The sequence below is a fragment of the Shewanella youngdeokensis genome (assembly GCF_033180165.1).
Classification (GTDB): domain Bacteria; phylum Pseudomonadota; class Gammaproteobacteria; order Enterobacterales; family Shewanellaceae; genus Shewanella; species Shewanella youngdeokensis.
In genome coordinates this window covers 3,641,872-3,664,926 of sequence record NZ_CP136522.1, presented here as the reverse complement: position 1 = coordinate 3,664,926, position 23,055 = coordinate 3,641,872, and the positions used below count along the sequence as shown (strand labels likewise).

25 protein-coding genes are annotated in these 23,055 nt (G+C 43.1%); 15 read left to right on the top strand and 10 right to left on the bottom strand.

Translation table 11 applies throughout. The features are described from left to right. Positions 1-329: 329 nt before the first annotated feature. From hbs to RGE70_RS15830, 3 genes are all read right to left on the bottom strand, one after another. The gene (hbs, locus tag RGE70_RS15840; protein ID WP_310473003.1) at positions 330-662 is read right to left on the bottom strand and encodes a non-specific DNA-binding protein Hbs; all 333 of its coding nucleotides are present in this window, start codon (positions 660-662) and stop codon (positions 330-332) included. Positions 663-741: 79 nt separating this feature from the next. After that, positions 742-1,539, bottom strand: a complete 798-nt coding sequence (locus RGE70_RS15835; protein WP_310472402.1) for a response regulator — start codon at positions 1,537-1,539, stop codon at positions 742-744. A 72-nt stretch (positions 1,540-1,611) separates the two neighbouring features. Further along, on the bottom strand, positions 1,612-1,995 hold the full coding sequence (locus RGE70_RS15830) for a hypothetical protein (protein WP_310472401.1): 384 nt from the start codon (positions 1,993-1,995) through the stop codon (positions 1,612-1,614). A gap of 333 nt (positions 1,996-2,328) precedes the next feature. On the opposite strand from RGE70_RS15830, the gene RGE70_RS15825 reads away from it, so the two are divergent. Continuing rightward, complete coding sequence (locus RGE70_RS15825) at positions 2,329-2,838, top strand: DUF4240 domain-containing protein (protein ID WP_310472400.1); 510 nt, start codon at positions 2,329-2,331, stop codon at positions 2,836-2,838. 57 nt (positions 2,839-2,895) lie between these two features. Here RGE70_RS15825 and RGE70_RS15820 read toward each other — a convergent pair whose 3' ends face one another. Further along, positions 2,896-3,201, bottom strand: coding sequence for a hypothetical protein (locus RGE70_RS15820; protein ID WP_310472399.1), 306 nt, complete (start codon positions 3,199-3,201; stop codon positions 2,896-2,898). A 255-nt stretch (positions 3,202-3,456) separates the two neighbouring features. Between RGE70_RS15820 and RGE70_RS15815 the strand changes: the two genes are divergently transcribed. Beyond that, a complete protein-coding gene (locus tag RGE70_RS15815; protein WP_310472398.1) occupies positions 3,457-3,996 on the top strand; it encodes a DUF3016 domain-containing protein in 540 nt (179 codons plus the stop codon). A gap of 155 nt (positions 3,997-4,151) precedes the next feature. Here the strand turns inward: RGE70_RS15815 and RGE70_RS15810 are convergent, their stop codons facing one another. After that, the gene (locus RGE70_RS15810; RefSeq protein WP_310472397.1) at positions 4,152-4,463 is read right to left on the bottom strand and encodes a prephenate dehydrogenase; all 312 of its coding nucleotides are present in this window, start codon (positions 4,461-4,463) and stop codon (positions 4,152-4,154) included. 44 nt (positions 4,464-4,507) lie between these two features. Between RGE70_RS15810 and RGE70_RS15805 the strand changes: the two genes are divergently transcribed. The 4 genes from RGE70_RS15805 (at position 4,508) to RGE70_RS15790 (ending at position 10,844) form a co-directional block, all read left to right on the top strand. Further along, complete coding sequence (locus RGE70_RS15805) at positions 4,508-5,392, top strand: TraB/GumN family protein (protein ID WP_310472396.1); 885 nt, start codon at positions 4,508-4,510, stop codon at positions 5,390-5,392. Positions 5,393-5,522: 130 nt separating this feature from the next. Beyond that, the gene (locus RGE70_RS15800; protein ID WP_310473002.1) at positions 5,523-6,356 is read left to right on the top strand and encodes a MaoC family dehydratase; all 834 of its coding nucleotides are present in this window, start codon (positions 5,523-5,525) and stop codon (positions 6,354-6,356) included. A gap of 294 nt (positions 6,357-6,650) precedes the next feature. Beyond that, on the top strand, positions 6,651-8,363 hold the full coding sequence (locus tag RGE70_RS15795; protein ID WP_310472395.1) for a formate--tetrahydrofolate ligase: 1,713 nt from the start codon (positions 6,651-6,653) through the stop codon (positions 8,361-8,363). A gap of 402 nt (positions 8,364-8,765) precedes the next feature. Further along, entirely contained in the window at positions 8,766-10,844 is a 2,079-nt protein-coding gene (locus RGE70_RS15790; protein WP_375087867.1) for a metallophosphoesterase, read from the top strand. Between the two features lie 159 nt (positions 10,845-11,003). Here RGE70_RS15790 and RGE70_RS15785 read toward each other — a convergent pair whose 3' ends face one another. After that, the gene (locus RGE70_RS15785) at positions 11,004-12,614 is read right to left on the bottom strand and encodes a mechanosensitive ion channel family protein (protein WP_310472393.1); all 1,611 of its coding nucleotides are present in this window, start codon (positions 12,612-12,614) and stop codon (positions 11,004-11,006) included. A 213-nt stretch (positions 12,615-12,827) separates the two neighbouring features. Between RGE70_RS15785 and RGE70_RS15780 the strand changes: the two genes are divergently transcribed. Next, on the top strand, positions 12,828-13,157 hold the full coding sequence (locus RGE70_RS15780) for a hypothetical protein (RefSeq protein WP_310472392.1): 330 nt from the start codon (positions 12,828-12,830) through the stop codon (positions 13,155-13,157). 80 nt (positions 13,158-13,237) lie between these two features. On the opposite strand, the gene RGE70_RS15775 is transcribed toward RGE70_RS15780, so the two are convergent. Next, positions 13,238-13,363, bottom strand: coding sequence for a hypothetical protein (locus RGE70_RS15775; protein WP_310472391.1), 126 nt, complete (start codon positions 13,361-13,363; stop codon positions 13,238-13,240). A gap of 217 nt (positions 13,364-13,580) precedes the next feature. On the opposite strand from RGE70_RS15775, the gene RGE70_RS15770 reads away from it, so the two are divergent. The 6 genes from RGE70_RS15770 (at position 13,581) to rraB (ending at position 18,272) form a co-directional block, all read left to right on the top strand. Beyond that, positions 13,581-13,862 carry an ABC-type zinc uptake system zinc chaperone gene (locus tag RGE70_RS15770; protein ID WP_375087955.1) on the top strand — a complete coding sequence of 94 codons (282 nt, stop codon included), beginning with the start codon at positions 13,581-13,583 and terminating at the stop codon, positions 13,860-13,862. 80 nt (positions 13,863-13,942) lie between these two features. Continuing rightward, the gene (locus RGE70_RS15765; protein ID WP_310472390.1) at positions 13,943-15,139 is read left to right on the top strand and encodes a hypothetical protein; all 1,197 of its coding nucleotides are present in this window, start codon (positions 13,943-13,945) and stop codon (positions 15,137-15,139) included. Between the two features lie 55 nt (positions 15,140-15,194). After that, positions 15,195-16,046 carry a metal ABC transporter solute-binding protein, Zn/Mn family gene (locus tag RGE70_RS15760; RefSeq protein ID WP_310473000.1) on the top strand — a complete coding sequence of 284 codons (852 nt, stop codon included), beginning with the start codon at positions 15,195-15,197 and terminating at the stop codon, positions 16,044-16,046. Positions 16,047-16,137: 91 nt separating this feature from the next. Beyond that, complete coding sequence (locus tag RGE70_RS15755) at positions 16,138-16,920, top strand: metal ABC transporter permease (RefSeq protein WP_310472389.1); 783 nt, start codon at positions 16,138-16,140, stop codon at positions 16,918-16,920. Between the two features lie 196 nt (positions 16,921-17,116). After that, a complete protein-coding gene (locus RGE70_RS15750) occupies positions 17,117-17,845 on the top strand; it encodes a 1-acylglycerol-3-phosphate O-acyltransferase (protein WP_310472388.1) in 729 nt (242 codons plus the stop codon). A gap of 28 nt (positions 17,846-17,873) precedes the next feature. After that, positions 17,874-18,272, top strand: coding sequence for a ribonuclease E inhibitor RraB (rraB, locus tag RGE70_RS15745; protein ID WP_310472387.1), 399 nt, complete (start codon positions 17,874-17,876; stop codon positions 18,270-18,272). A 79-nt stretch (positions 18,273-18,351) separates the two neighbouring features. Here the strand turns inward: rraB and RGE70_RS15740 are convergent, their stop codons facing one another. Both RGE70_RS15740 and RGE70_RS15735 read right to left on the bottom strand, forming a co-directional pair. Continuing rightward, positions 18,352-19,314: a sensor domain-containing diguanylate cyclase gene (locus RGE70_RS15740; protein ID WP_310472386.1), complete on the bottom strand. Its 963-nt coding sequence runs from the start codon at positions 19,312-19,314 to the stop codon at positions 18,352-18,354. A 12-nt stretch (positions 19,315-19,326) separates the two neighbouring features. Then, the gene (locus tag RGE70_RS15735; RefSeq protein WP_310472385.1) at positions 19,327-20,322 is read right to left on the bottom strand and encodes a response regulator; all 996 of its coding nucleotides are present in this window, start codon (positions 20,320-20,322) and stop codon (positions 19,327-19,329) included. Positions 20,323-20,687: 365 nt separating this feature from the next. Between RGE70_RS15735 and RGE70_RS15730 the strand changes: the two genes are divergently transcribed. Further along, the gene (locus RGE70_RS15730) at positions 20,688-21,494 is read left to right on the top strand and encodes a crotonase/enoyl-CoA hydratase family protein (RefSeq protein ID WP_310472384.1); all 807 of its coding nucleotides are present in this window, start codon (positions 20,688-20,690) and stop codon (positions 21,492-21,494) included. A 116-nt stretch (positions 21,495-21,610) separates the two neighbouring features. Next, positions 21,611-22,102, top strand: a complete 492-nt coding sequence (locus RGE70_RS15725) for a YqhA family protein (protein ID WP_310472383.1) — start codon at positions 21,611-21,613, stop codon at positions 22,100-22,102. A gap of 26 nt (positions 22,103-22,128) precedes the next feature. On the opposite strand, the gene RGE70_RS15720 is transcribed toward RGE70_RS15725, so the two are convergent. Next, positions 22,129-23,013: a DUF3530 family protein gene (locus RGE70_RS15720; protein ID WP_310472382.1), complete on the bottom strand. Its 885-nt coding sequence runs from the start codon at positions 23,011-23,013 to the stop codon at positions 22,129-22,131. Positions 23,014-23,055 lie beyond the last annotated feature (42 nt).

Here is a 23,055-nt window from a genome sequence, read left to right as displayed (position 1 = left end):
AACTAGGGCAGAAGGCACTAAATTAGTGCAACTGTAATATGGGGATGATTACTACGAAGTGTTCGTTGGTAGAAACTGGTAAACCTCATTTAACTTAACCCTGCAAGATTGTGTCACTGCAAATGAGTGTGACGGAATTGGAAATTGAATACAGTGAAAATAGAGTCGGCAGGAGAGTCTTGTATCATGCTGTTTTATGGCTTGGCTTTTAAACTGAAAGCTGACTCAATTATTGGCAAGGCATTTTGAGGTTGAGGCGCAAATACAAAGTAATTGAGGCATAAAAAAACCCCCGAATGCGGAGGTTTAATTTAAATCGCAGTAAATTGTTATTGATTAACGCTATCTTTAAGCGTTTTTCCTGCTTTAAACTTAGGTACTGTAGCCGCAGGAATTTGAATTTCTTTACCTGTCTGTGGGTTACGTCCTGTGCGAGCAGCGCGCTCTGAAGTTTCAAAAGAGCCAAAACCTACAATAGAGATTTTCTCTCCATTTTTCATCGCTTCTGCAACAGTTTCTTCAAAAGATTTTAATGCACGTGCGGCTTCAGCTTTAGTGAGTTCCGCAGATTCAGCCATTTTTGCAACAAGTTCAGTCTTATTCATTTGAATCGTCTCTTCTATCCGTAGATTTATTAATAGTAGCGTTGTGTAACATGCCATAAGCTTTTGCATTTGAAAAGCGCTTTAAGCCCATGAAATGGCTTTTAAAGTCAAAAACAGGAACGATTTCTCAAATTTTCTACTCTTCGAACAATTGAAACAGAATTTTTTTAACTACTTGCGGCTCAAAAGGCTTATCACATAACGCGTTGACCCCCGCTTGTGAAACGTTGCTGAGGTGTGCGTCATTCGCTTCTGATGACACCATAAGGATTGGAATGTGCGACTGGTCGCTATTGTTACGAATGTATTGGGTCAGTGCCAATCCATCTACGCTGGGCATATTGTAATCGGTAATCACAAGGTCAAACATCTGCTGTTGCAGCAACTCTATTGCTTGTTGGCCATCTGCAGCTTCAGTGATTAAGCGTAAGCCGAGATGACTTATAGTGCGTTTGATAACTTTTCTGGCCAGCTTACTGTCATCGACAACCAGCACCCGCAGATCTTGTACATCAAAGTGGGTCAAATCTAGCTCATCGTGGCTTAATAGGTCGATGGTTGCGTTGATTGCCTTGCCTAAGTGGGCAGAGGTAAAAGGTTTGGGCAGTATGGCAACCACACCTGATTGGCGGTAGCTTTCAAGATGTTCTCGGCGGCATTCACTCGAGACGAGCATAAATTGAATATCGTTAAATTGTGCTGATGACTTAAGTTGGTGAAGCAGGTCTAAAGCGGTACCGTCAGCAAAGTGCATTGCGCTGGCAATTAAATCGGGTTGGTGGCGTTTAATGATATCGAGGGCTTCTTTGATGCTCGTTGCGGATTGGATCTGCTTTATGCCCTCACGCTTTAATCTACTGGCGATTATTTTGCGTTGAGTATCTGAAGGCTCAATCAGTAAGATAGAAAGTTCACTAGGGTGTAAGTCGCTCATAAGAATCGGTACCAATTTATTATTTTGATGGCTAGCTCGCATATTGAATGCCCGCGGCATGGCGTATTAAGGCTAGTTTTGCTGTAAGTAGTTTTTAGTTTGTTGGCTAAAGGCGACCCAGTATTGAAATAGCATGACCACTATTGCCGTGAAGGTAATGGCGCTGATTGGAATATTGCGGCCTTGAAAAACAACTTTTACATCTTCAGGGGTTATTTGGTAAGCAATAACGGCAGCCGTTGCCAGTGCCATCAAGGCGACAGTTTGGATCGCTAAATAAATTTTAAGGACAACGCCGGCCCAACTACAGCGCTTGATTAGCCCATATAGCACCGGAAAAACGCCTAGCGTTAATAAGTCAAACTCTAGGGCGCTAGCTGTGCGCCATAATGCTGCGAAGGCAAACAGAAGATACAACGCGATTAATACTGCCAGGGTAGGGGGAGGTGTTTTCATGACGACCTATTAATGCATTGATTAAAAATAAGATTAAATTGCCAAACAAGGAGAGTGGTATTTAACAATTGTGGCGTCATTGTAAAAAAATCGACTTACTGAGTCTACTTAATAAGCAATATATATTGTTGCGCCGCGTTTAGGTTCGAAGTTCAGCACAATAGGTGTAGGCCGGTTTGGTGTAGCTAACTTGCGGGGCGTCACTGTTCCTCTTGCTGGCAATTCTTAAGCTGCCATTAACCTCGTATCGAGACAGTTTTAATCGTCCTGTTTGACTTTTTTATGCGGTATTACGCTAGAATAGCGCCATATAAATGTTTTATAGAGAGCAATATGACAGAGTCGCAGTTTTGGGCATTAGTGAGTCGTACGACTCCGCAGCAGGATCAAACCGATATTTCGGCAGCATTGAAGCGAAATTTGAACGAATTGAGTAATGATGAGCTACGTGCTTTCGACAAAATTTTTGGTCAACAAATGCGCCGTTCATATTCTTGGAACGTATGGGGAGCCGCATACATTATTACAGGGTGTGATTCAGAGTATGCCTTTGCTGAGTTTCGCTGCTTTTTGATTTCATTGGGTAAGGAGTGGTACGACCTTGTTGTTGAATCACCAGACGAATTAGGGCGCTTGACTGAGTGGCCTGAAAAAGATGGTTACGCCTACCCATTTGTTGATGAATACGACCTAATCGCAGGCCAGCTGTATGAAGAACGTGCTGATGATGAACTGCCGTATGTGCCATCGGGTCAAGCCACACCAGCAGGTAAAAAGTTCTCACATAAGAAAAAGCAGCTAAAAGCGACATACCCTTTGCTAAGCGCTGCGTTTCCGTTCTAACTCGAGCTATGCGTCAATCAAGTGCAATGACTAATGAGCTAACCCCATGTTGGCTCGTTAGTCGTTTGTCATTTTGTCACAGTGAAACCCTTGGCGTTTCGCGTCAAAACGGCAATTAAGGCCGCACTCCCAGGTGGCGTTATTCAGCTTTTGTGATTGCTGCTGTGAAAACTCTTTACAGCTTTGGTAATTATCAAAGTTATCTTGTTTGTCATATCCGCCAGAGTTATAGCCATTTTTATAAATGAAAGATGACCAGTTATCATCAACAAGGCTTTTTTCCGTTTGATTGATGCTGACAATTGCCCAGCTTAAAGCGCAAAATAATAAAATAACAAACACGATTGGGGTGATTTTTTGCATTAATAATTCCAGTCGTAACATGAGCGACATTATGGCAATAGCATAATTTTGGCCATAAAAAATGCTAGCTTAGGCGTTGGTTTACTTGTAAGCAACCGATTTTGGCGGCTTGATATGCAACAAAACGCCCTATACTGTGGTCTACTAATGTATTACACGGTGATATCCGTTGATTGTGTTAAGCAGGTATTCAGCTTAAATCGCTTATGATGCTAAATATAATATCTACTTTTTTGTTCGACCTTGGAGGCTAATATGAATTTAAAGCACATACTCGTTACAGGATTTGTTCTAGCAGGTTCATTGTTATCCGCTGCTACATGGGCTGCTGATGAAGTAGTTGAAAATCCCGTGACTGAAGACGGCATTGTAAAAATTGAATGGCAAGAGCCAAAGAACTTCAAGGACGTTGAGGCGGGTAGCGATATTCAGTCTCGCTTTGAGAAGCGCACATTTGAAAATATCACTAAAGGTTTAAACAAAGAAGCAGCTAAGCTTTTAAAGCCAAACCAAAAACTTGAAATGGTAGTGACTGATTTAGATTTAGCCGGTGACGTTAGACCCTCATTTGGCGCTACGACCCATGATTTGCGTGTGATAAAAGATCTTTACCCACCGCGTATGACCTTTAGCTACAAAGTCATTGAAGACAATAAGACTGTCATTGTAGGCGATGAAAAATTGCTCGACTTTAACTTTATGCACTCAACACACAGCCATAGCAACCGACCAAACCGCTATGAGGTAGAAATGCTAAAGTCATGGTTAAAAAAGACCATAGAACCTCAGCTATAAGTTAAAGCATCGGTTTTTGATATCGTAAATCGCGTCACTGTTTTACAGTGTAAAAGTAATCCAATAAAAATAGGCTAGACCATTGCTGGTTTAGCCTATTTTTTTGCTACTTTTATCAGTGCTAGTTAGCCGTGTGTTAACGCCAGTGAACGCTGCTATTTACTGTTAGATTTAAACGCCTGCATGGTTTGCAGTAGTAAAGCGAGTTTAGGAACATAGCTCTCTAGTGCTGCCGCTAAGGTTTCTGTATTGTGGCTTAAGGCATCCATTTCTAAAGCGAGCTCTTTTACATAAGGCCCAAAGCGGTTACTTGATGTTGAAAAACCCTCTTCGGCGGTGAAAATAGTTGTAAACTTTACATGACCGGCTTTTTTTAATTGATCCAGTCTTGCATCAGCATCAATAGCTTGGCGGTAGGCGGTTTGCAAACTGGCTTTTAGTTGCTCGATAACCTGTGTGTGTGGCATAACAGCCTCTCATTTTGAAATTTGCTGAATTATAAGGGGCAAGTATGTCGGCAACAAGTATCCTGAAAAGTTTATTGTTGGTTGTTGGTTTTTTGAATGTGGTTTTTCCTGCAACAGTCAATGCCGCACCAACAGATAAACCGCCGTTTTATAAAGTCACATACCATGGGAAAACCGCTTATCTGTTGGGCTCTATCCATATTGGTAAACCCGATTTTTATCCGCTACCTGAGCAAATAGAGCTGGCATTTGAACGGTCCCAAGCATTGGTGGTTGAAGCCGATGTTCGCGGCGTTGATGTGCAAGCTTTACTGCAACAATACGGTGCCAAGCCGTTACCGATAGACGAAACCACCCAAGTTGTTTTAGCTAACTACTGCCAAGATAAGGCGCGCCTTTGTGAAGCCTTGAGCCATTATGCTCCGTGGCTGCAATCAATGCAGCTAAGTGTTGGGCGCTACAGTGCGCTGGGGTATAGCGCTGAATATGGCATTGATTCGGTTCTGGTTAGCCGAGCAGAACATCGAGCTGTTTATGAGTTAGAAAGCACAGAGTTTCAGTTTGAGTTGTTATCTTCATTTAGCCCCAAAACACAGTGGGAGATGGTGCGAGAAGCGATTGAAGCACCGGATGACGACATGTTGAGCCTTATTTCAGCCTGGCGCCGAGGGGACAATGTCGAGCTTGCTCTTTTGATCGAAGGTGAAATGCTACAGCAAGACAATACTGAAATGGTCAAAAAAATGTTGTGGGATCGCAATCGTGATATGGCAGCAAAAATGATTGAATTATTAAGTACTGCAAGCACGGAGCAGTCATTGTTTGTTGTGGTTGGTGCTGGGCATTTAGTGGGAAGTCAAAGTGTGCAGTCATATTTGTCTTCGCAGGAAGTTGAACTGCAAAATTGCTGGGTAGTTAATTGTAAGTAAAGCGATATTATATGGCGTTATCGTCTTTTATCTATTTAAGGTATAATCCGCCGCTCGTTTATTTTTTGTCACTGTTTTAATGTAAGGTTTGATGAGTTTGAGTAAAGACTATTGTATTAATTTAAAGGCTATGCCGTCGTTGTTCTCGCTTTACAGAAAGATCTTTTTTGGGCGTAAGCCCGGCTGGGATGAGCAGCCGTTACCGAAGATCCATGTCAGCATTAATAATGTCGCATTGGCCAAAGACAAAATTGAGCAATATGCCAATGTGTGTGGTTTTGAGTTTGATGGGCATACATTGCCACCCACCTCTTTATATGTGATGGCCTTTCGACTGCATACAGTGATTTTTACTCATGACGGTATTACCTTTCCGTTGTTAGGGATGATCCATTTAAAAAACAGTATTACAGTGCACCGCCCAACGACCATACTTGAGCAATATGATTTTGAATGCTCATTGGTTAGCAGCGAGCAAACCGACTCAGGACTAGAGTTTGCTTTGCTATCAAAAGCGTTTGTTAACGGTGAACTAGTGTGGGAGTCTCTGTCGACTTACCTTTACCGAATAGAAGGTAAAACTAAGCGAATTAGACCGCCTAAGGGAGGGGATATTAATTGGGATACGCCTCAAGCATGGAGCCTTAGTGAAGATTTAGGCCGTCGCTATGCTAAGGCATCGGGCGATTACAACCTTATTCATCTGCACCCATTATTGTCTAAGCGTTTTGGTTTTGACCGAATTTTGGCGCACGGCATGTGGTCTAAAGGTCGCTGTATTGCTCAGATTATGCCTCAAATCGCCAACAAGCCCTGCAAAATAGACGTTGCCTTTAAATTGCCGTTATTCATGCCTGCCGATGTGACTTTTGCCGCCGAAATGCAGCAAGACAAACTCATATTTGAATTACGCGATAAAAAAGGTCGTCGCCCCCATTTAACCGGCGACGTGACTTTTTTGTAAGCCAAGCTTATTGTTGAAAAAGGCGCTTTTATAGCGTCTTTTTGCCGTATGGCAATAACAGTTTGGCTTGCTGAACTGCCTATTTACCGTAAAGCTTCACCTCGATAACCTTTGCGCTGTTAAGTTGTAATTGGTGTAAAAAGTCAGTTTGCATCAGTGCATTTATTTTACTTTTTTGATGTAGATTGCAAAAGGCTAAAATAGCCTTGGTTGGCTATTTTACCGCCGCATTAGATCCTCTATATTGCACTCGCTCTTTTACCCTACATAAAAATAAAACAGTGGATACACATAATGCTGTCAGATATTCAAATTTCTCGTGACCATGCCTGTAAGCCAATTGCAGACATCGCCACTAAGCTCGGGATCAACGAGACAGAGTTATCTCTGTTTGGGCAAAACAAAGCCAAAGTGTCATTGTCAGTCGCAAAGCGTTTAGCCGATAAGCCCAATGCCAAATTAGTGATTGTTACCGCTGTTACTCCGACTCCTTTTGGAGAAGGCAAAACGGTCACAACCATAGGTTTAACTCAAGCAATGAATGCGATTGGGGTTAAAACGTGCGGCTGTATTCGCCAACCCAGTATGGGACCCGTATTTGGTATTAAAGGCGGTGCAGCCGGCGGTGGCTACGCACAAGTGGTGCCAATGGAAGAGTTAAACTTACATTTAACTGGCGATATACATGCGGTGAGCAGTGCTCATAACCTTGCTGCAGCGGCTATTGATGCCCGTCTATTCCATGAAACAAAATTAGGCGCAGAGGCTTTTACTGAAGCGTCAGGGTTAAGTGCCGTTAATATCGACCCCGAAAATATTTTGTGGCGCAGAGTGGTTGACCATAATGAGCGAAGCTTAAGGCAGATTGAAGTCGGCTTTGGTGCGGTTAATGGGCCGGTTCACTCATCTGGCTTTGACATTACCGCGGCATCTGAGTTGATGGCGATTCTAGCTTTAAGCCAAGACCTTCATGACCTCAGGCAGAGGATTGGTCGATTAGTGCTGGCGCTGGATACTCATGCTAACCCGATTACGGCTGAAGACATCGGCGTTGCTGGTGCGATGACCGCCATTATGAAAGCGGCTATCGAACCCACGTTAATGCAAACTATTTCCGGTGATCCGTGTTTAATACATGCAGGGCCATTTGCCAATATAGCCCATGGTAACTCTTCGATTATTGCTGATAATATTGCGGCTAAATTGGCTGACGTGGTTGTTACTGAAGCTGGTTTTGGCTCTGATATGGGCTTTGAAAAATTCAGTAATATTAAAGTTAGAGAGTCTGGCTATGCGCCTTCTGCAGCGGTAGTTGTGGTGACGTTAAAAGCGCTCAAAGCCAATAGTGGTGTTGAGTCACAGCTTGCAATTGATGAACCCGATTTAGCTCGACTTCAAGCAGGTTTTGCCAATTTAGAATGGCACATTAATAATGTGCATCAATACGGCGCCCCCGTTGTGGTGGCGATAAACCGCTTCCCTACCGATACCGCTGAAGAGCTTGATTGGTTACAAGCTAAAATCGCCAGCACACGAGCCTTTGGCTGCGCCATTAGCACTGCCTTTGCTGATGGCGCTGCAGGCGGCGCTGAGCTAGCCAAGCTGGTACATGCTGCTACGCAAACCGCGTCGAATTTTAAGTGTTTGTATCAAGCAGAGCAGAGCTTAGAGGCCAAGTTAATGACCCTTGCTGAGGTTGGTTATGGTGCTGCTGGCGTCACCATGTCAGACAAGGCAACGCAGCAATTGGCGTGGTTAGATAAGCATGGTTATAGCCATATGCCGGTGTGTATTGCTAAAACGCCAATGTCGATAAGTCACGATGCAAGCGTTAAAGGTGTGCCACGCGGTTTTGACCTGCCCATTAACGAATTACGCCTCAATGCGGGAGCGGGGTTTGTTACAGCTCTAGTGGGTAAAGTGTTGACTATGCCAGGTCTTGGGGTCCGCCCAAACTACATTAATATTGATATTGACGCCAATGATGAAATTATCGGCCTAGATTAGCTTGTAACCTCGCACTTGGGAAGATCTGCTCCCTGAGCTAAATATGTCAATTAAAAGCGCTACCCGCTAACGCGGCTGGCGCTTTTTTATGGCCTTAACGTCGGAGTATTTATCGCGGAGCGTAACTCCGAGAGTAAACGGTTATCGAGGGGCACATGTGGCCAAGTATTGACTATCGTTAGCGGCATATATAGATAACTCATAGCAAATTAGGCGGGCTAGTATTTTCGATTTCTCTATATAAATTAATCAAGTGATGGCGTTATCGACAATCTTGCTCTCACAATTGAGAGCTGTGTCAAGGCTAATATAGTCCGTCATCGTTCTGTAATGAAACGTGCGATTAAATGTCATATATATGAGGTATTTTGCCACCAAATCATATCAACATGTGAGAGCAGTATGTCTAATTTAAATAAGAAATTGTCCCGCCGTTCATTCTTACAAAAAGGAGCTACAGTGGCCTCGGTTACTGCGATGTCTCCTGTGATAACTGCGTGTTCTAGTGGGGACAGTGATGACCCCGTGAAGAGCTATGCTGACATGAAAGTTGCGATTCTTGCAGATGTACACTTTCATGACATTTTTGGTGACTTCGATTTTTCCAGCTATAACGATGAAGTCACAATACGCACCTTGCATGATTCTGTCCGTTCCACTCGTATGTTTAATGAAAACTACTTTGCATTTATTGCCACGCTAGAGCAATTGGGCGAGCAAGGAATTAAATATATCTGCATGGTGGGAGATTACTCTGATGAAGGGCAGATCGATACGCTGAAAGGATTTAATCGTGTCGTTAAACCTTATATAGAAAAGTACAATTTTGAGTTCTTTTTGTGTAACGGTAACCACGATCCTAATGAGCCGTTTGGATCAGATGAAACCAAAACTTTTCTCACACCTTTTGGGGACGGAATCCAAGTCACCAGCGATAGCAACAAAAGCTTTACTGCTTCAGATTTAATTGTTGCTCAACACCAAACGGCAGGTATGAAAGGCGCTGGTTATGCTGAAATGTTTGACCTGCTTGGTGAGCATGGATTTAAAAATAAGAGCAGCTACTTACATTACGAAACGCCATGGGGTTCGGATGAGTTTGCTGAGCGCGGTTTGATTATGCGCAATGGTGAACACAGTGGTTGGTGTCCTGATGCGTCATACCTTGTCGAGCCAATGGATGGTTTGTGGCTTTGCTCTGTTGATATGAATATTCACCTACCTAAAGATAGTGTTGGTGAAGCATGGGATCATGATGCGAAAGGCTGGGAAGACGGAAAAACACATAAACCAAAAGTCTTTGAGTGGCTTGCAGATGTTGCCCAGCGTGCAGAAGAGCAAGGTAAAGTGCTAATTGTATTTAGCCATTACCCAGCGATTGAGTACCTCAATGACAGCGCTAACGACTTCTACTTTCTATTTGATGACAGTTCGTATAACAATAAACGAGTTCCAAGTGATGACACTGCGCATCAACTTATCAACGCAGGCGTGAAGTTGCAGTTTGCAGGACATATTCATGTCAATGACACCGCCATTCGTAGTAATGAAAACGGCTCTTTGATAAACATTCAAACGCCTTCTTTGGCGGCGTACACTCCGTCTTATAAATTGGTAACCTGCCATGATACTGAAACCTTTGAGATAACAACTCATACGGTTAAAGATGTGCCTGATTTTGACCACCTATTTCCTTACTATCAAAAAGAGATCGACTACCGAGCAACGGTAAACCAAGCCGAACCCTTATTAGAAGAGATGCTAGAAGCCACTGATTACCGTGACTTTATGTTCAGACACCTTAAAGTGCTCACCGAAATTAAGTTAAAAGGTGGCTGGGCTGCGGATATGAAGGACTTATATGACGCTAAAACACCGCTGTATTGGGTGATGGCATTGTCGGCATTAGATAAAGAAACAACAACGCTAAGCAGTGATGATTATACGACCTTGCTCGCTGCCATGACCGCCGAAGCGACAGATTCAGAAGTGATCGCGGCTTTCGATTCGCTGTCATCGGTACAAGCTGGTGATCTCGATAACGCATTGAGCCTAGTAAACTCACATCTTGAAACCTACAAAATGAATCGTCAGCGCATGATGAATATTGGTTTTCATTCGCTGTGTTTAGCAACGTTGTATTTGCGTAACGGCGATGAGCTAGCGGTAGATGATTTAGAGTATGAACTCATTGTTCCTATTAATGTGGTGATTAAGTTGTTTGAACTTAATGATGCAGATGGCAATCTTAGTAATGTAAATTGGGCTCAAGATTATGGTGATGCTGAAATTGGACCGGCTGTTGTAGAAAATCAAAAGAGTTATGCTGCTGATTGGGATCTATCAATTATCCATAAACGTTTTGCAGCTTTCGCGCGGATCTATTACAGGTTCAATAATAATCTACCTGCCGATCATTTCTTTGTAGATTTAAAAACCGCCACGATTACCGACCAAGTTGGGCGTGTATCTCTAGGGTAAATTTATAAACAATAATAATTAATGCCTTTACTCATTAGGGTGAGGCATTTGTATCAATGACTTAGTTTTGTTTTTGCTGTCGTTGGTGTGCGTCGTTATACGACTTTTGCGCCAGCCGTTAATGCGGCTGGCGCTTTTTTATGGTTTTATCGCTAAGTATTAGTCGCTGGTTTGGTAAATATGCACATCGCGTTGAGGGAACGGAATACTAATACCTTCTGCATCAAATCGCATTTTCACTTCGCGAGTAATGTCCCAGTATACGTCCCAGTAGTCAGCAGGTCTCACCCATGGGCGTACCACAAAATCGACCGATGATTCGCCTAATGTGTGTAGTTTTACAATGGGTTCGGGGTCGGTGAGCACTTTAGGGTGTGCGCTAACAATGTCGATTAACACTTTTTCGGCGTGTTCAATGTTATCGCTGTAGCCAATACCAAAGGTTAAATCCACGCGGCGTTGCTGCTCAACTGTAATGTTATTAATGGTATCACCCCAAATTTTATTGTTGGGAATAATCAGCCGCTGGTTATCTAAGGTTTTAATCGTGGTTGATACTAGGCTCATATGGCTAACGCGCCCTGTTACCCCAGCTGCATTGATCAGGTCGCCCACATCAAAAGGGCGATAAATGAGGATCATCATCCCCGACGCAAAGTTTGATAAGGTGTCTTGTAATGCAAAACCAATAATCACCCCCGCAATACCAAAGCCTGCAAGTAATGGCGCAAGCTCAAACCCCAGTTGCGATAAGCCTATGAGTAAGCCTAATGCGAACACGGTTTTACCCGATAACGAAATAAAGAAGTCTTGCAGCAGCAGGCTGAATTTGAGCTTGCTGTTGCTGACGGTTGTTTGTACCAGGCGTTTGACGACTTTACCTATCAAGCTTGATAAAAACAGGATCAAACAAAACATAATGAGCTTAAACACCACATTCGCGCCGTTTTCAAGGGCTTGTGTTTTGGCTACTGACATCCAGTCACTTAATAAGCTGCTAGCAACATCAAAATTGAGTACATCTTGAGTGATATCGCCCGAAGTACTGAACAGAGTTTGCTTGTACAGTGTTGCGTCTTGACCATATTTATCAAGCAGTTCAATGGCAGTCGATAAGCTGACAGCACTTTGCTCGAGGCGTTCTTTTAACTCCACCACGATGGCGGTTTGCTCGCTGCTTGCGTCTTTGCCTGCAATGGTCACATCGCTAACTGCTTGAGCTAAACGTGATTGGTTATAGTGCGCAAAGCTGTCTAAGTCGTCAGCGCGCTTAGTTAGCGCATTTAAAAATTGCTGTTTTTGCTCTTCAACGTCCACACCCGCCAATGTCGCCCACGTGATTAGTTGACTTTGAGCGATGTAAAGCTGGTCTTGTTGGCGTTGAACTAGAACCAGTTGCAGCATGATATTTCGGTCATTATCAGCGCCAACTTGTGCCATTAAAGCTTGTTTCTGTGATTCAAAGTAGTCTTCAGCTTGGTGAATAAAGTCTAGCTGCTTAACGATATAGGGAATTAGCAGGCTGAAGTTTGGGCTAGTTTCAGCCATTTGCTGCTTTAGCTTGTCTTGCAAGAGTGAGGCATTACGGCTAATACGATATTCAACGAAAGACTTTAGTTCACCTTTGGTAGTAGCAAGCACTGCCATGTCACGATCAATCGCAGTTTGGATCTTATCGAATTCGCTAGTCAGTGGCATATCATTTGCTGATGCCAGTGAAGTGAGTGTTAAACAACTTAGAAAAAGTAATTGTGCAAACAGCTTGTACATTTTCAATATCCCTTTGTTCTTATGATGCACCATGTTATTACTCGCTGCTAAAAGTGTCGATTTGTTATTCACATTTTGTCGATGTCGTACGGAATAAAAGCCGCAAAGGTCATTAATTCTGTTAGAATCGCCGGCTTATTGCAGGCTGAAAGAGGTCTGTGTCTGCAGCAGATAAGCCATTTAGTTGTATTTTATTGATAGAGAGAAGCGCCAGTGATATGTGCACATTGTTCTAAACCTTTCGCCATTGACCGCATTGTTAACCAACGAGGTAAGGGCTTGAACGCCGAGATCCAGTGTCCACTTTGCCAAGCATGGTTAGGTCGAAGTGCTGCGATGGCGCGCGTGAAAATGGCCAGCTTTTATATTGGGTTTATAGCGATGGTGTGGGGATATTTTGATGACAGTATGCGTAATTTTTGCATACCCGTTAGCATATTTGCGGTGATGTTGTTACTGGTATGCCACATGATGGATCACATCAAAGTAACCGAAACGCCAGAAATAGAGGATACCAGCGAACAGCGTCAGAAATACCGCTAGTAAGTGAGGCTGACTGCCATCAGGCTGCTCAATTATTTTTGAAAACAGCGATGTGATGACGCGCGCAAATAAGTGTAGGGTTATTCTACAACCCGCACTTGTGATTCTAGTGACGCCTCAACGTAATAAATCCCGCCCAGTACCACGCCAAAAAATAATGTCGCCATGATAATGAATTTTAAGTTAGAGCGAAGAAGTTCAAACATGATGTTTACGCCTTATTTATAAATAAACTCTTGTTTCATATCATTATGAATCAATGTTAGTACGACAATGTTAACGGTGCGAGCTTAAGTGAGCATTAATTGCAATTTAAGATGAACTAATATTTATCTACATTATCAATTCAGTCTATTGACTTAGGCGTTGAACTGCATAAAGATTAATGCGTTATTTATCGGCAAGGTTAGCACTTTGATTCAATTGAGTAGCGTAAAACAGAAACTGGTAATAGGGCTTATTGCCATATTCCTGTGCCTGTCATTTGCAGCGTCCGCTCATGATCTGAGTCATTTGGATGATGGCGCTCAAAACCATTGTACTCTGTGTTATCACCAACACCAGGCTAATAAACTGCTACCTAGCTTTGAGTTTAATATAGCGGTACAACGCCAGTTTATAGAAAGCCTAGAGTACGTCCTTGTAAAGTTCACCTCACATCATGTGAGTTTCTTCAATAGCCGCGCGCCTCCCGTTACAGCCTAAGTATTCCTCAAAAAAATAATATTTATTTGACTAAGCATTCCTTTGGGAAAGCTTAATTTAGCTGTATTTCGGAGAAAAAAATGATTATTTCAACTATGCGCCTTACTGGCGTAGCTGCTGCATGCGCCATCCTGTCTGTTAACGCTTATGCGCAAGATTCTAGCTTAACGAACCCATCCATAAGTGCAGTATTAGATGGCTATTACCAAAACACTGAACGACCAATGGCTGAGCGTGTCGAGGGCTTTGGTTTGGGCCATACTGAATTGGCAATGAGCGCCAATATTGATGACATGTTCTTTGGTAAATTAACCGCGATGATCGAGATGCATGATGGTGAAACTGAATTAGGGCTTGAAGAGGCATTTATTCAAACATTGGCGATGCCCTATGGATTGTCAATGCGGGCGGGCCGTTTCTTATCTGATATTGGTTACCTTAATAATCAGCATGTTCACACAGATTCATTTTCTGAACGCCCCGCTGCTTATCGCGCTTTTTTAGGTAGTCACTATTTCGATGATGGCTTACGCTTAAGCTATGTTGCCCCAACTGATTTGTACTGGACGATGGGCGCTGAAGCTTTTAAAGGGGACGATATGCGTGCCACCGATGAGCATGGTGAGCGCGAATATGAGCCTATCGGTGTTTATACTGCGTTTACTAAAATTGGTGGTGATGCTGGGGTAAATGGTTCTTGGCAGGCGGGGTTAAGTTACCTGCGTAATGAGAATGGCCGATTAACGGCAGAAGAGCACGAGCATGAGGATGAGCTTGAAGTGCTGTCAGATGAACATGTGCACAGTGCCCAGTACACAGGTGAAAATACCTATGTAGCTGACTTTGTTTATAAGTGGGCGCCGAACGGTAATTACAAATATCAACACTTAACCCTTAGTGGTGAATATTTCAGAGTCACTGACTTTGAACCTTTAGAAGAAGACCACGAAGAGCATGAAGACCATGATGATCATCATGAGTCTAACGACTACCAGCAAGGTTGGTATGTTAGCGGCGTTTATCAGTTATCGCCGCATTGGTCTGCCGGTTTGCGTTATGGCCAAGTTGATGCGTTATCGATGCATGATGATCATTTTGACGAACAGCAATTGAAAGAGACCGAAGTTAGTTTAGCGTGGCACCATAGCCATTTTTCTACAGTACGCCTGCAATACACTAACCAGCAAGGTACTAACTTTGATGGATTTGAAGACGATAACGTGATCACATTGCAATATGTGATGACTTTGGGGGCCCATAGTGCGCATCAATTCTAAATCTATTCAATCGACGGTGTTAAAAGCACTGACTTTAGCGGTTTCGCTGGGTTTTATGAGTCACGCTCAGGCGCAGTTGAACATATTTGCCTGTGAGCCTGAGTACGGCGCACTTGTAAAAGAGCTTGCACCTGAGGCCAAGATCTATTCGGCAACGACCGCGATGCAAGACCCGCATCAAGTGCAGGCGCGTCCCAGTTTAATCGCTAAAATGCGTCAAGCCGATCTTGCGGTTTGTGCTGGAGCCGACCTTGAAATAGGTTGGTTGCCAATGTTGCAAATGAAGTCGGCCAATGCCAAGGTGCGCTCAACAGATAAAGGTTTATTTTTTGCTGCTGAACACATTGAAACTTTAGGGCAAATGGCATCTGTTGATCGCTCTATGGGAGATGTGCACGCCAAAGGAAACCCGCATTTGCATTTTGATCCGCAGCGTTTGCTTGGCGTCGCGCAGGCGTTAACGGTTAAGCTAAGCCAAATTGATCCAGACTCTAAAGTGCAGTATCAGGCTAATCTTGCTCATTTTAGTCAGCGCTGGAATCAAGCCATAACGCTATGGGAGCAAAAGGCAAAGCCACTTCAGGGTAAAAAGGTGATTGGTTACCACTCCAGTTTTCAGTACTTGTTTAAGTGGCTGGGCATTGAGCAAGTAGCCGATCTTGAACCCAAACCGGGGATCCCACCAAGTAGCGCGCACTTAGCCAGTCTACTTAAGCGTACTCAGCAAGATGACATATTGGCAATTACGATAGCCTCATACCAAAGTGAACGCGGGGCTAGCTGGTTAGCTGAACGCGCAGACCTGCCGGTGTTAGTGCTGCCTATGTCTGTGGGCGGTAATGCACAAAGCGAAAGCCTGTTTAGCTTGTATGACAGCGTGATAGACATTTTGCTGGCGGCAAAGTAGCGCTTTAATACTGCGCTAGCGGACGTGTTTGACCATATTCGCTAGCGCATTAATCCGTTAATTTTATAACCTTTAATCTGAGTGCATACCAATGTTTGATCTGGATCTTTTATCCATTCTACTGCCTGCATTAGTGGCTGGTATATTGGTGTTGTCGACCCATGTTGTTATGGGTCAACAAGTGCTAAAACGTGGGATTATTTTTATCGATCTGGCGATCGCACAAGTTGCAGCTTTGGGCGCAATTGTCGCGCACCTTAATCAATATATTGAGGCAATGCCGTTTGCTAACGTGTGGATGCCAGCGCTATTTGCTATTAGCGGTGCGAGCTTTATTGCGTGGTTATCTAAGCGTATGGCCGATGAGCTGGAAGCCATTATTGGTTGCTTTTATGTATTAGCTGCGGTGGCTGCGATGTTGCTGTTATCGAATGACCCTCATGGGGCTGAAATGCTTAAGCAGCTAATGTCGGGGCAAATTTTGTGGGTCAGCTGGAGTCAACTAGCATTACCGGCTGTTATTTATGCAGCGATACTTATTGTGTTGGCGATTAAGCCACATATTCTTGCTCGCCGTGGCTTTTACTTAATATTTGCCATCGTCATCACCTTATCCGTTGAGCTTGTTGGGGTATATTTAGTGTTTAGCTCATTAATATTACCGGCGTTGGCGGTTAATCATTATCGTGGCCGATTTAAACTGTGTTGGGCCTATACTGTTGGGCTGGTGGGTTATGTAGCTGGTTTGCTCCTCTCGGCTAAGTTTGATTTGCCTAGCGGTGCGGCAATTGTCGCCACACTTGCCATCAGTGCTATTGTTTTTCGGTTCATTTTGGTTGTTAAAAGCCGATATCAGTTACCGTTATTGCGCTGAGGTCAGACCTTGAACTAACTCGCTATAGGGTAGAATGCGCGGCATTAAAGCGTATGTGCTTATTGGAAGGCTTGTCAGGCAAAATGGTTTAGGTATTTTGCACGTGAGTAAATTTCAGGCTACATGTGTAAACTAAACATTGAGTCGTTAGTCCTTGCTGGATATACTGGCGCCAATTTAATCGTGGGAGATTGTAGTGCTGTTGATCCTTAGGTGTTTGATTTTATCCATCATGCTCATTTTAGCTTTTGTAATTGGTGGGTTAGCTTGTATTGTTCGCCCACGTCACCGTGATAATGTGCATATGTTCGCCAAAATATTCTCTTGGGCGGCACCGGTATTGGGTATTAAAATTATTGCCCGTAATGCACAAGCCAAAGGCGACCAGCCTTGCGTGTTTTTAGCCAACCACCAAAACAATTTTGATATGTTTACGCATACTGCAGTTGTCCCTAAAGGTACGGTGAGTTTAGGTAAAAAAAGCCTAGCGTGGATCCCATTTTTTGGTCAAATATACTGGTTGTCAGGTAATATCCTGATTGATCGGAAAAACCGTACCAAGGCATTTGATACCATGGCTGCTACGGCCAAAAAAATTAAAGAGCGATGCTTATCAGTATGGATATTTCCGGAAGGAACCCGTTCACGCGGTAGAGGTTTACTGCCTTTTAAAGCAGGGGCTTTTTACACTGCAGTCGCAGCGGGTGTTCCAATGGTGCCGGTGTTAGCATCGAACCAAAGTCACATCAAATTAAATCGCTGGAACAACGGAGTTGTGATTGTTGAAATCATGGAACCGATAGAGACCAAAGGCGTTGATAAAACGCAAGTCAAAGCGCTATCAGCCCAAATCCATAGCTTGATGGCTGAAAAGTTGGTTTTGTTGAATCAAGAAGCTTCTGCATTAATGGCTAAAGCGGTATAATCTTCGCGAAATTTTTGAGGAGCAACTGATGTCTATTGAACGCCTGTTAAACGAACAGAAAGAAGAGAGCCGCGAGATTGTTAGCGCAATACTTGCAGACGGTTCACTAGCGGATGCTGATTACACCATTGAGCACCATTTCTCGTCGACAAATTTTGATCGCTTAGAAAAAGCCGCTGTAGAGGCTTTTAAGCTTGGTTTTGAAGTGAATGATGCTGAAGAGATGGAACTCGAAGACGGCGCGGTTATCTTTTGTTTTGATGCTGTTGCGTCACACCCGCTTGAAGTTGACTTGCTTGATAGCGCTTGTGAAAAACTGATCCAATTAGCGGCTAAGCAAAAAATTGATTATGACGGATGGGGCACCTACTTTATCGATGAAGATGGTGAAGAAGTCCGTGATGACGAAGAAGATGAGTTGGATTAAAGCGCTCGCTTTTACCGCCACTGATTAACTAAAAAAGCCCATCATTGATGGGCTTTTTTAATATTTACAGCGCTACTTATTAGTCGTGCTGATGAGTAATGCAGGAGTTTCTGCCTGATTCTTTGGCTTTATACAAAGCTTGGTCAGCAAATGATAGCCACATTTCGCTACTAGTTATGTCAGGTTTAATTTCGCAAATTCCAATACTAATGGTTACTTTGATAATTTCATCTTCGAAATGTATTTCTGATTGCTCGACCTTTTTACGTAATCGCTCTGCAAAAAAGAGGGCATTTGCCGCAGGTGTGTTTGCTAATACCACGCCAAACTCTTCACCACCATATCGACCAGCGCAGTCAGTTTCACGTAATGACTTTTGGATTAATTGCGAGATCTTTTGGATCACTTTATCACCGGCTAAATGGCCATAAGTGTCATTAATATTTTTAAATTTATCAATATCAAGCATGACCAGAGTGGTGTCATTACCGTAGCGTCTATTTCGGTCAAACTCTTTTTGTAAACTTAACTGCCAATGCCGACGGTTAAATAATTGCGTTAAACCATCTACCTGACTTAGTACCTCTAAACTTTCATTGACGGCCTTAAGCTGTAATTTATTGATAGCGATGTCCGTGACATCATAAACAATCATGCTTAAGTGGGTGATCTCTCCGGTTAACGACGTTAGCGGTAAAATGGTGACGTTTTGGTACATAAAATCAGCGCGGCCAGTAATTGGGCGATAATTTTTAAATTGAAAAATGAATGGTCGTTGCTCCCAGCTGATAAAAGCTCGGTTTTTTAGCATGAACACAGATTGCATTTTATGTTTGAGCCACTGCTGTGGTAAGTAGTCAAACTGCTCAAATAGATTTTTGCCTTTAATTGAGTTAGGCGAGACGCCACTGTGGTTTTCCATAAAGCCATTCCACAGTTGGATAGTAAAATCCCTATCAATCACAACTAAACCAACTTCAATGGTTTGCACCATATCAATCAGCCAGTGTAATTCGTTCATTGTGTTTTGGTCGTCTGCCATCTTATGTTCCGTTTAATCGAGCAAATAGCCAAGCTTATGGTTAAGCGTAGGCAAAGAGTCTTCAGTGAATAGCAGCAATAAATCACATTGGATGTTGTGGTCTTTAATACGGTAGTTAATTTCCATTGCTAACGTACGTTTCCACTTATCGGCATTTTCATTGATGAGGTTGTCAGCGGTGCAGTGCCGTCCTAGTACGACAGGGTGCCCTTGGCTGAATGTCATGTGGAGCTGCTCGGAAATGCCATTTAAAAAGGCGCCGATAAGTACGTTACCTGTGTCGATCATCACTTCTAATTCAGTGGTTTCATCTTCAGGATTTTCCAGCTTCATTAGCTTTGCCATATCTTGAAAAGACGAGTCATGAAACAGCAATAATGCTTCGCCAGCAATGCCGGCACCAATAAAACCTTGGCATAGCGCTGACACGGTCCCGCTTTCTTCAGTTGCTTTAAGGGTCATTGTCAGCTCGCTAACTTCAAGCACATTGACGTTAGGTATAGGCAATAACACAAAAACATTTAATAACTTAGACAGTAAGTCGGCCGCGCGGCCCATTGCAACGTTTGCGACTTCTTGGCAAGCGTCACGTAAATCGACTTTAATCATTGGCTCTGGGGTTTTGCTGTAACCCGCAGCGAGCTCGAGTATGCCGTACTCTTGTAAAATTTGGCTAATTGTATCGGCGCTTACCGGCTTACTGATGAAGTCTAATGCGCCTAGCTCTTTGACTCGCTCATATGCTTTGACCTGGATATCACCTGACACCACAATCACCAGCGCGGGTAAGTCTTCTTTTTGGATAGCCTCAAGAACTTCATAGCCATCCATAACGGGCATATTTAAATCTAGAAAAACGACTTCACCTTTACCTTGGCGGATCGCTTTCATTCCTTCTGCACCGTTGGTGGCATAAGTGAGTTCAATGTTCCACTCTTTTGGAAGTGTACGAGCCATTTGCTTGCGAGCAAGTGCAGAGTCATCACATATGAGTACAGAGATTGGCATTATTCTTCTTATTTCCTAGTGCTTATGTCTTAAATCAGTCTTGGTTAATATCGTGAAAACTCAGCATTAAAACATTAATAACATAGACTAAAGTACTATATATGTTCATTAAAGCGACTAATAGTTTGCAACAGCTATAACGTAGTTGCAATTCAATTTGTTTGCTATTCCACTAATAAAAAAGGCTTTTAAATTTTAACGTTCTATTTTTATATCGCTATCATGCCCTAATTAAAAGGTATTAATCGACATTTTTTTGGCGATTGTCAAAATATCCCTACATGTTACAGGTATTAACGAAATGCACCAAATGTGTTAACTTAATTATCTGGACTGACCAGCAGAATATAAAAAAGGATTTAATAATGGGCAAGAATTTAGTCTGCGTGAGAAAGGAAAACAATATAGCTTACGTGTCGCTTAATCGCCCAGACAAGTACAACGCATTAAACTATGAGTTTTTTAAGCAGATTGATGCGTGTATTAAGCAGCTAAAAAAAGATAAAGCGTTGCGTGCCGTTATATTATTTGGTGAGGGGCGCAGCTTCTGTTCAGGGCTGGATGTAAAGAGTGTCAGTAAATCACCATTTGATGCAGTTAAATTGCTGTTTAAGTGGTTTCCAGGTAGTGCCAATTTAGCGCAGCGAGTGTCTATTGGTTGGCGTCGATTGCCGGTGCCGGTTATCGCGGTGCTAGAAGGTGTTTGCTATGGCGGTGGCATGCAAATAGCGTTAGGTGCTGATTTTAGGATCGCCGCCCCCGATTGTAAGCTTTCTATTATGGAGGCGCGTTGGGGCTTAGTGCCCGATATGGCAGGGTTTGTTGGTTTAAGAGAGTTGATGCCAAAAGATCAGGCGCTGTTGTTAACCATGACTGCAGACGTATTAACAGCGCCAGTGGCGTTATCTCATAATTTGCTTACCGCAGTTGAAGAAGACCCTATGGCGGCCGCAACAACGTTGGCTCTTCGTTTAGCGCAAACCTCTCCCGATGCCAATGCGGCAATAAAGCAGAGTATTCAAAAAAGCTGGACTGTATCCATTAGGCAATTATTACGACGTGAGTCATTTTACCAAGTGCGATTATTAGCGGGCAAAAACCGAATTATTGCAGCGATAAGGCAATCTAAAGACCCGCAAAAAAATTATCAAGAGAGACAGTCTGGTTGGTAGAAGGAAGGGAGGCGGTATATTAGTGACTTGTGTCACAAGTGGCTATCTTTTATCTGAGGGATTGAGAGGCTTCTTTTACACTTTTGCTATTAATAACATTATTGGAAAACTTGATTGTGCGTGAGCTTTTTGAACGGTTTTTATGGGGTAGTAGGCTGTCGGTTATGGTCGGTGTGCTGTCTTGTATTCTAGGTGCATTTGCTGTTTTTGCTATGGGATTGAAAGATGTTTTCCATATGGTGCAACTAGTCTGGGAATATGTATTGACTGGCAGTCATGGTATTCGTAACGAGTTAGTTATGGTTGTTATTGAGATTTTGGATACGTTTTTACTGGGCTCAGTGCTGATTATTTTTGCTTTTGGTTTATATGAGTTGTTTATTAGTAATTTGAATGAAGCAAGTCAAAGTGAGCCGGGCGATAAAATCTTAATCATTACCAGTATCGACTCACTCAAAAGTAAATTGGGTAAAGTGATATTGATGATGCTTATCATCAAGGTGTTTTCGTTTTTTGCAGAAATGAAGCCCGCAACGAGCATAGAGCTACTCTACATGGGGATAACCGTGGTCTTAATTGCTTGGTCACTTAAACTTAGTAAAGACTAACTTTTCTTGTTTCGCTCTGCTAAAGCCTACCTATTCGGGTAGGCTTTATTGATGCGTAGTGCAAACCCTTCAATGACCTTTTTACCATTACTCCAGCCTGTTTGGTGCTGAAGGTCGAGCGACATCTTTTGCTGATGATAACGCAGTGGCGCATTTTGTGGCGACAGCTCAAATCGACGTTGTTGCGTGCTTTTTGATGCGGCAGTACCATCTTCTGATTGAATATCTAACACTGGAACTGTAATTTCGGCCAGTTGTGATGGCAGAATTTTGTTATTACTGGGGTTGTTGCGATAAGGGTTAATCACGACAAGTATGTCTGGCACCGGTAGCTTACTGCTTCTGAGTAGCTCAATAATGTGTCCCGCACTGTCTCCACTGCAGATCAGAATCCGCTTACCTTGATACGGTTGTCCTAGCTCATCGAGTTGTGACAGGCTATTGGTTAAAAAACTTTGTTGTTGCTCTGTATTTAGCGCTAATTGCTCGGCGTTATATATTGGCATTGCTTGGTCAGCTTGCTGACTCATTTGCTGTGTGCCGGCCTTAGCTACATCTTCAGGTTGGGTAACGTGGTTCGGGTAAGCGGTTTTTAGTGGTGGGGTAATCGATAGTGTTGCCCAACCAGCGTTGTTTAACTGGCGGCGTAAATAGGCATTAAAGCCTGCAGCATCAGGGCTTTGTCCTAATGCCGGCACAATAATCGCCAACCCGAGTTTTTTCTTACCTTGCCAAGATCTTAATAAAACGGGGTATTGTTTATCATCAATGCTGAGGTAGTTAATCTCTTTTTCGGTGACATGATTTAAGTTGAACTCGGCGGCATTAGCCGTAAAACATATCAATGCAAAAGGCAGAAACCAAAGGCACCTAGGCAGGCTAAAATAGGTGTTGAACTGATGCTGAGACATGCGTAAATATAACCTTAATACAGATAATTGCTCTGATAAATT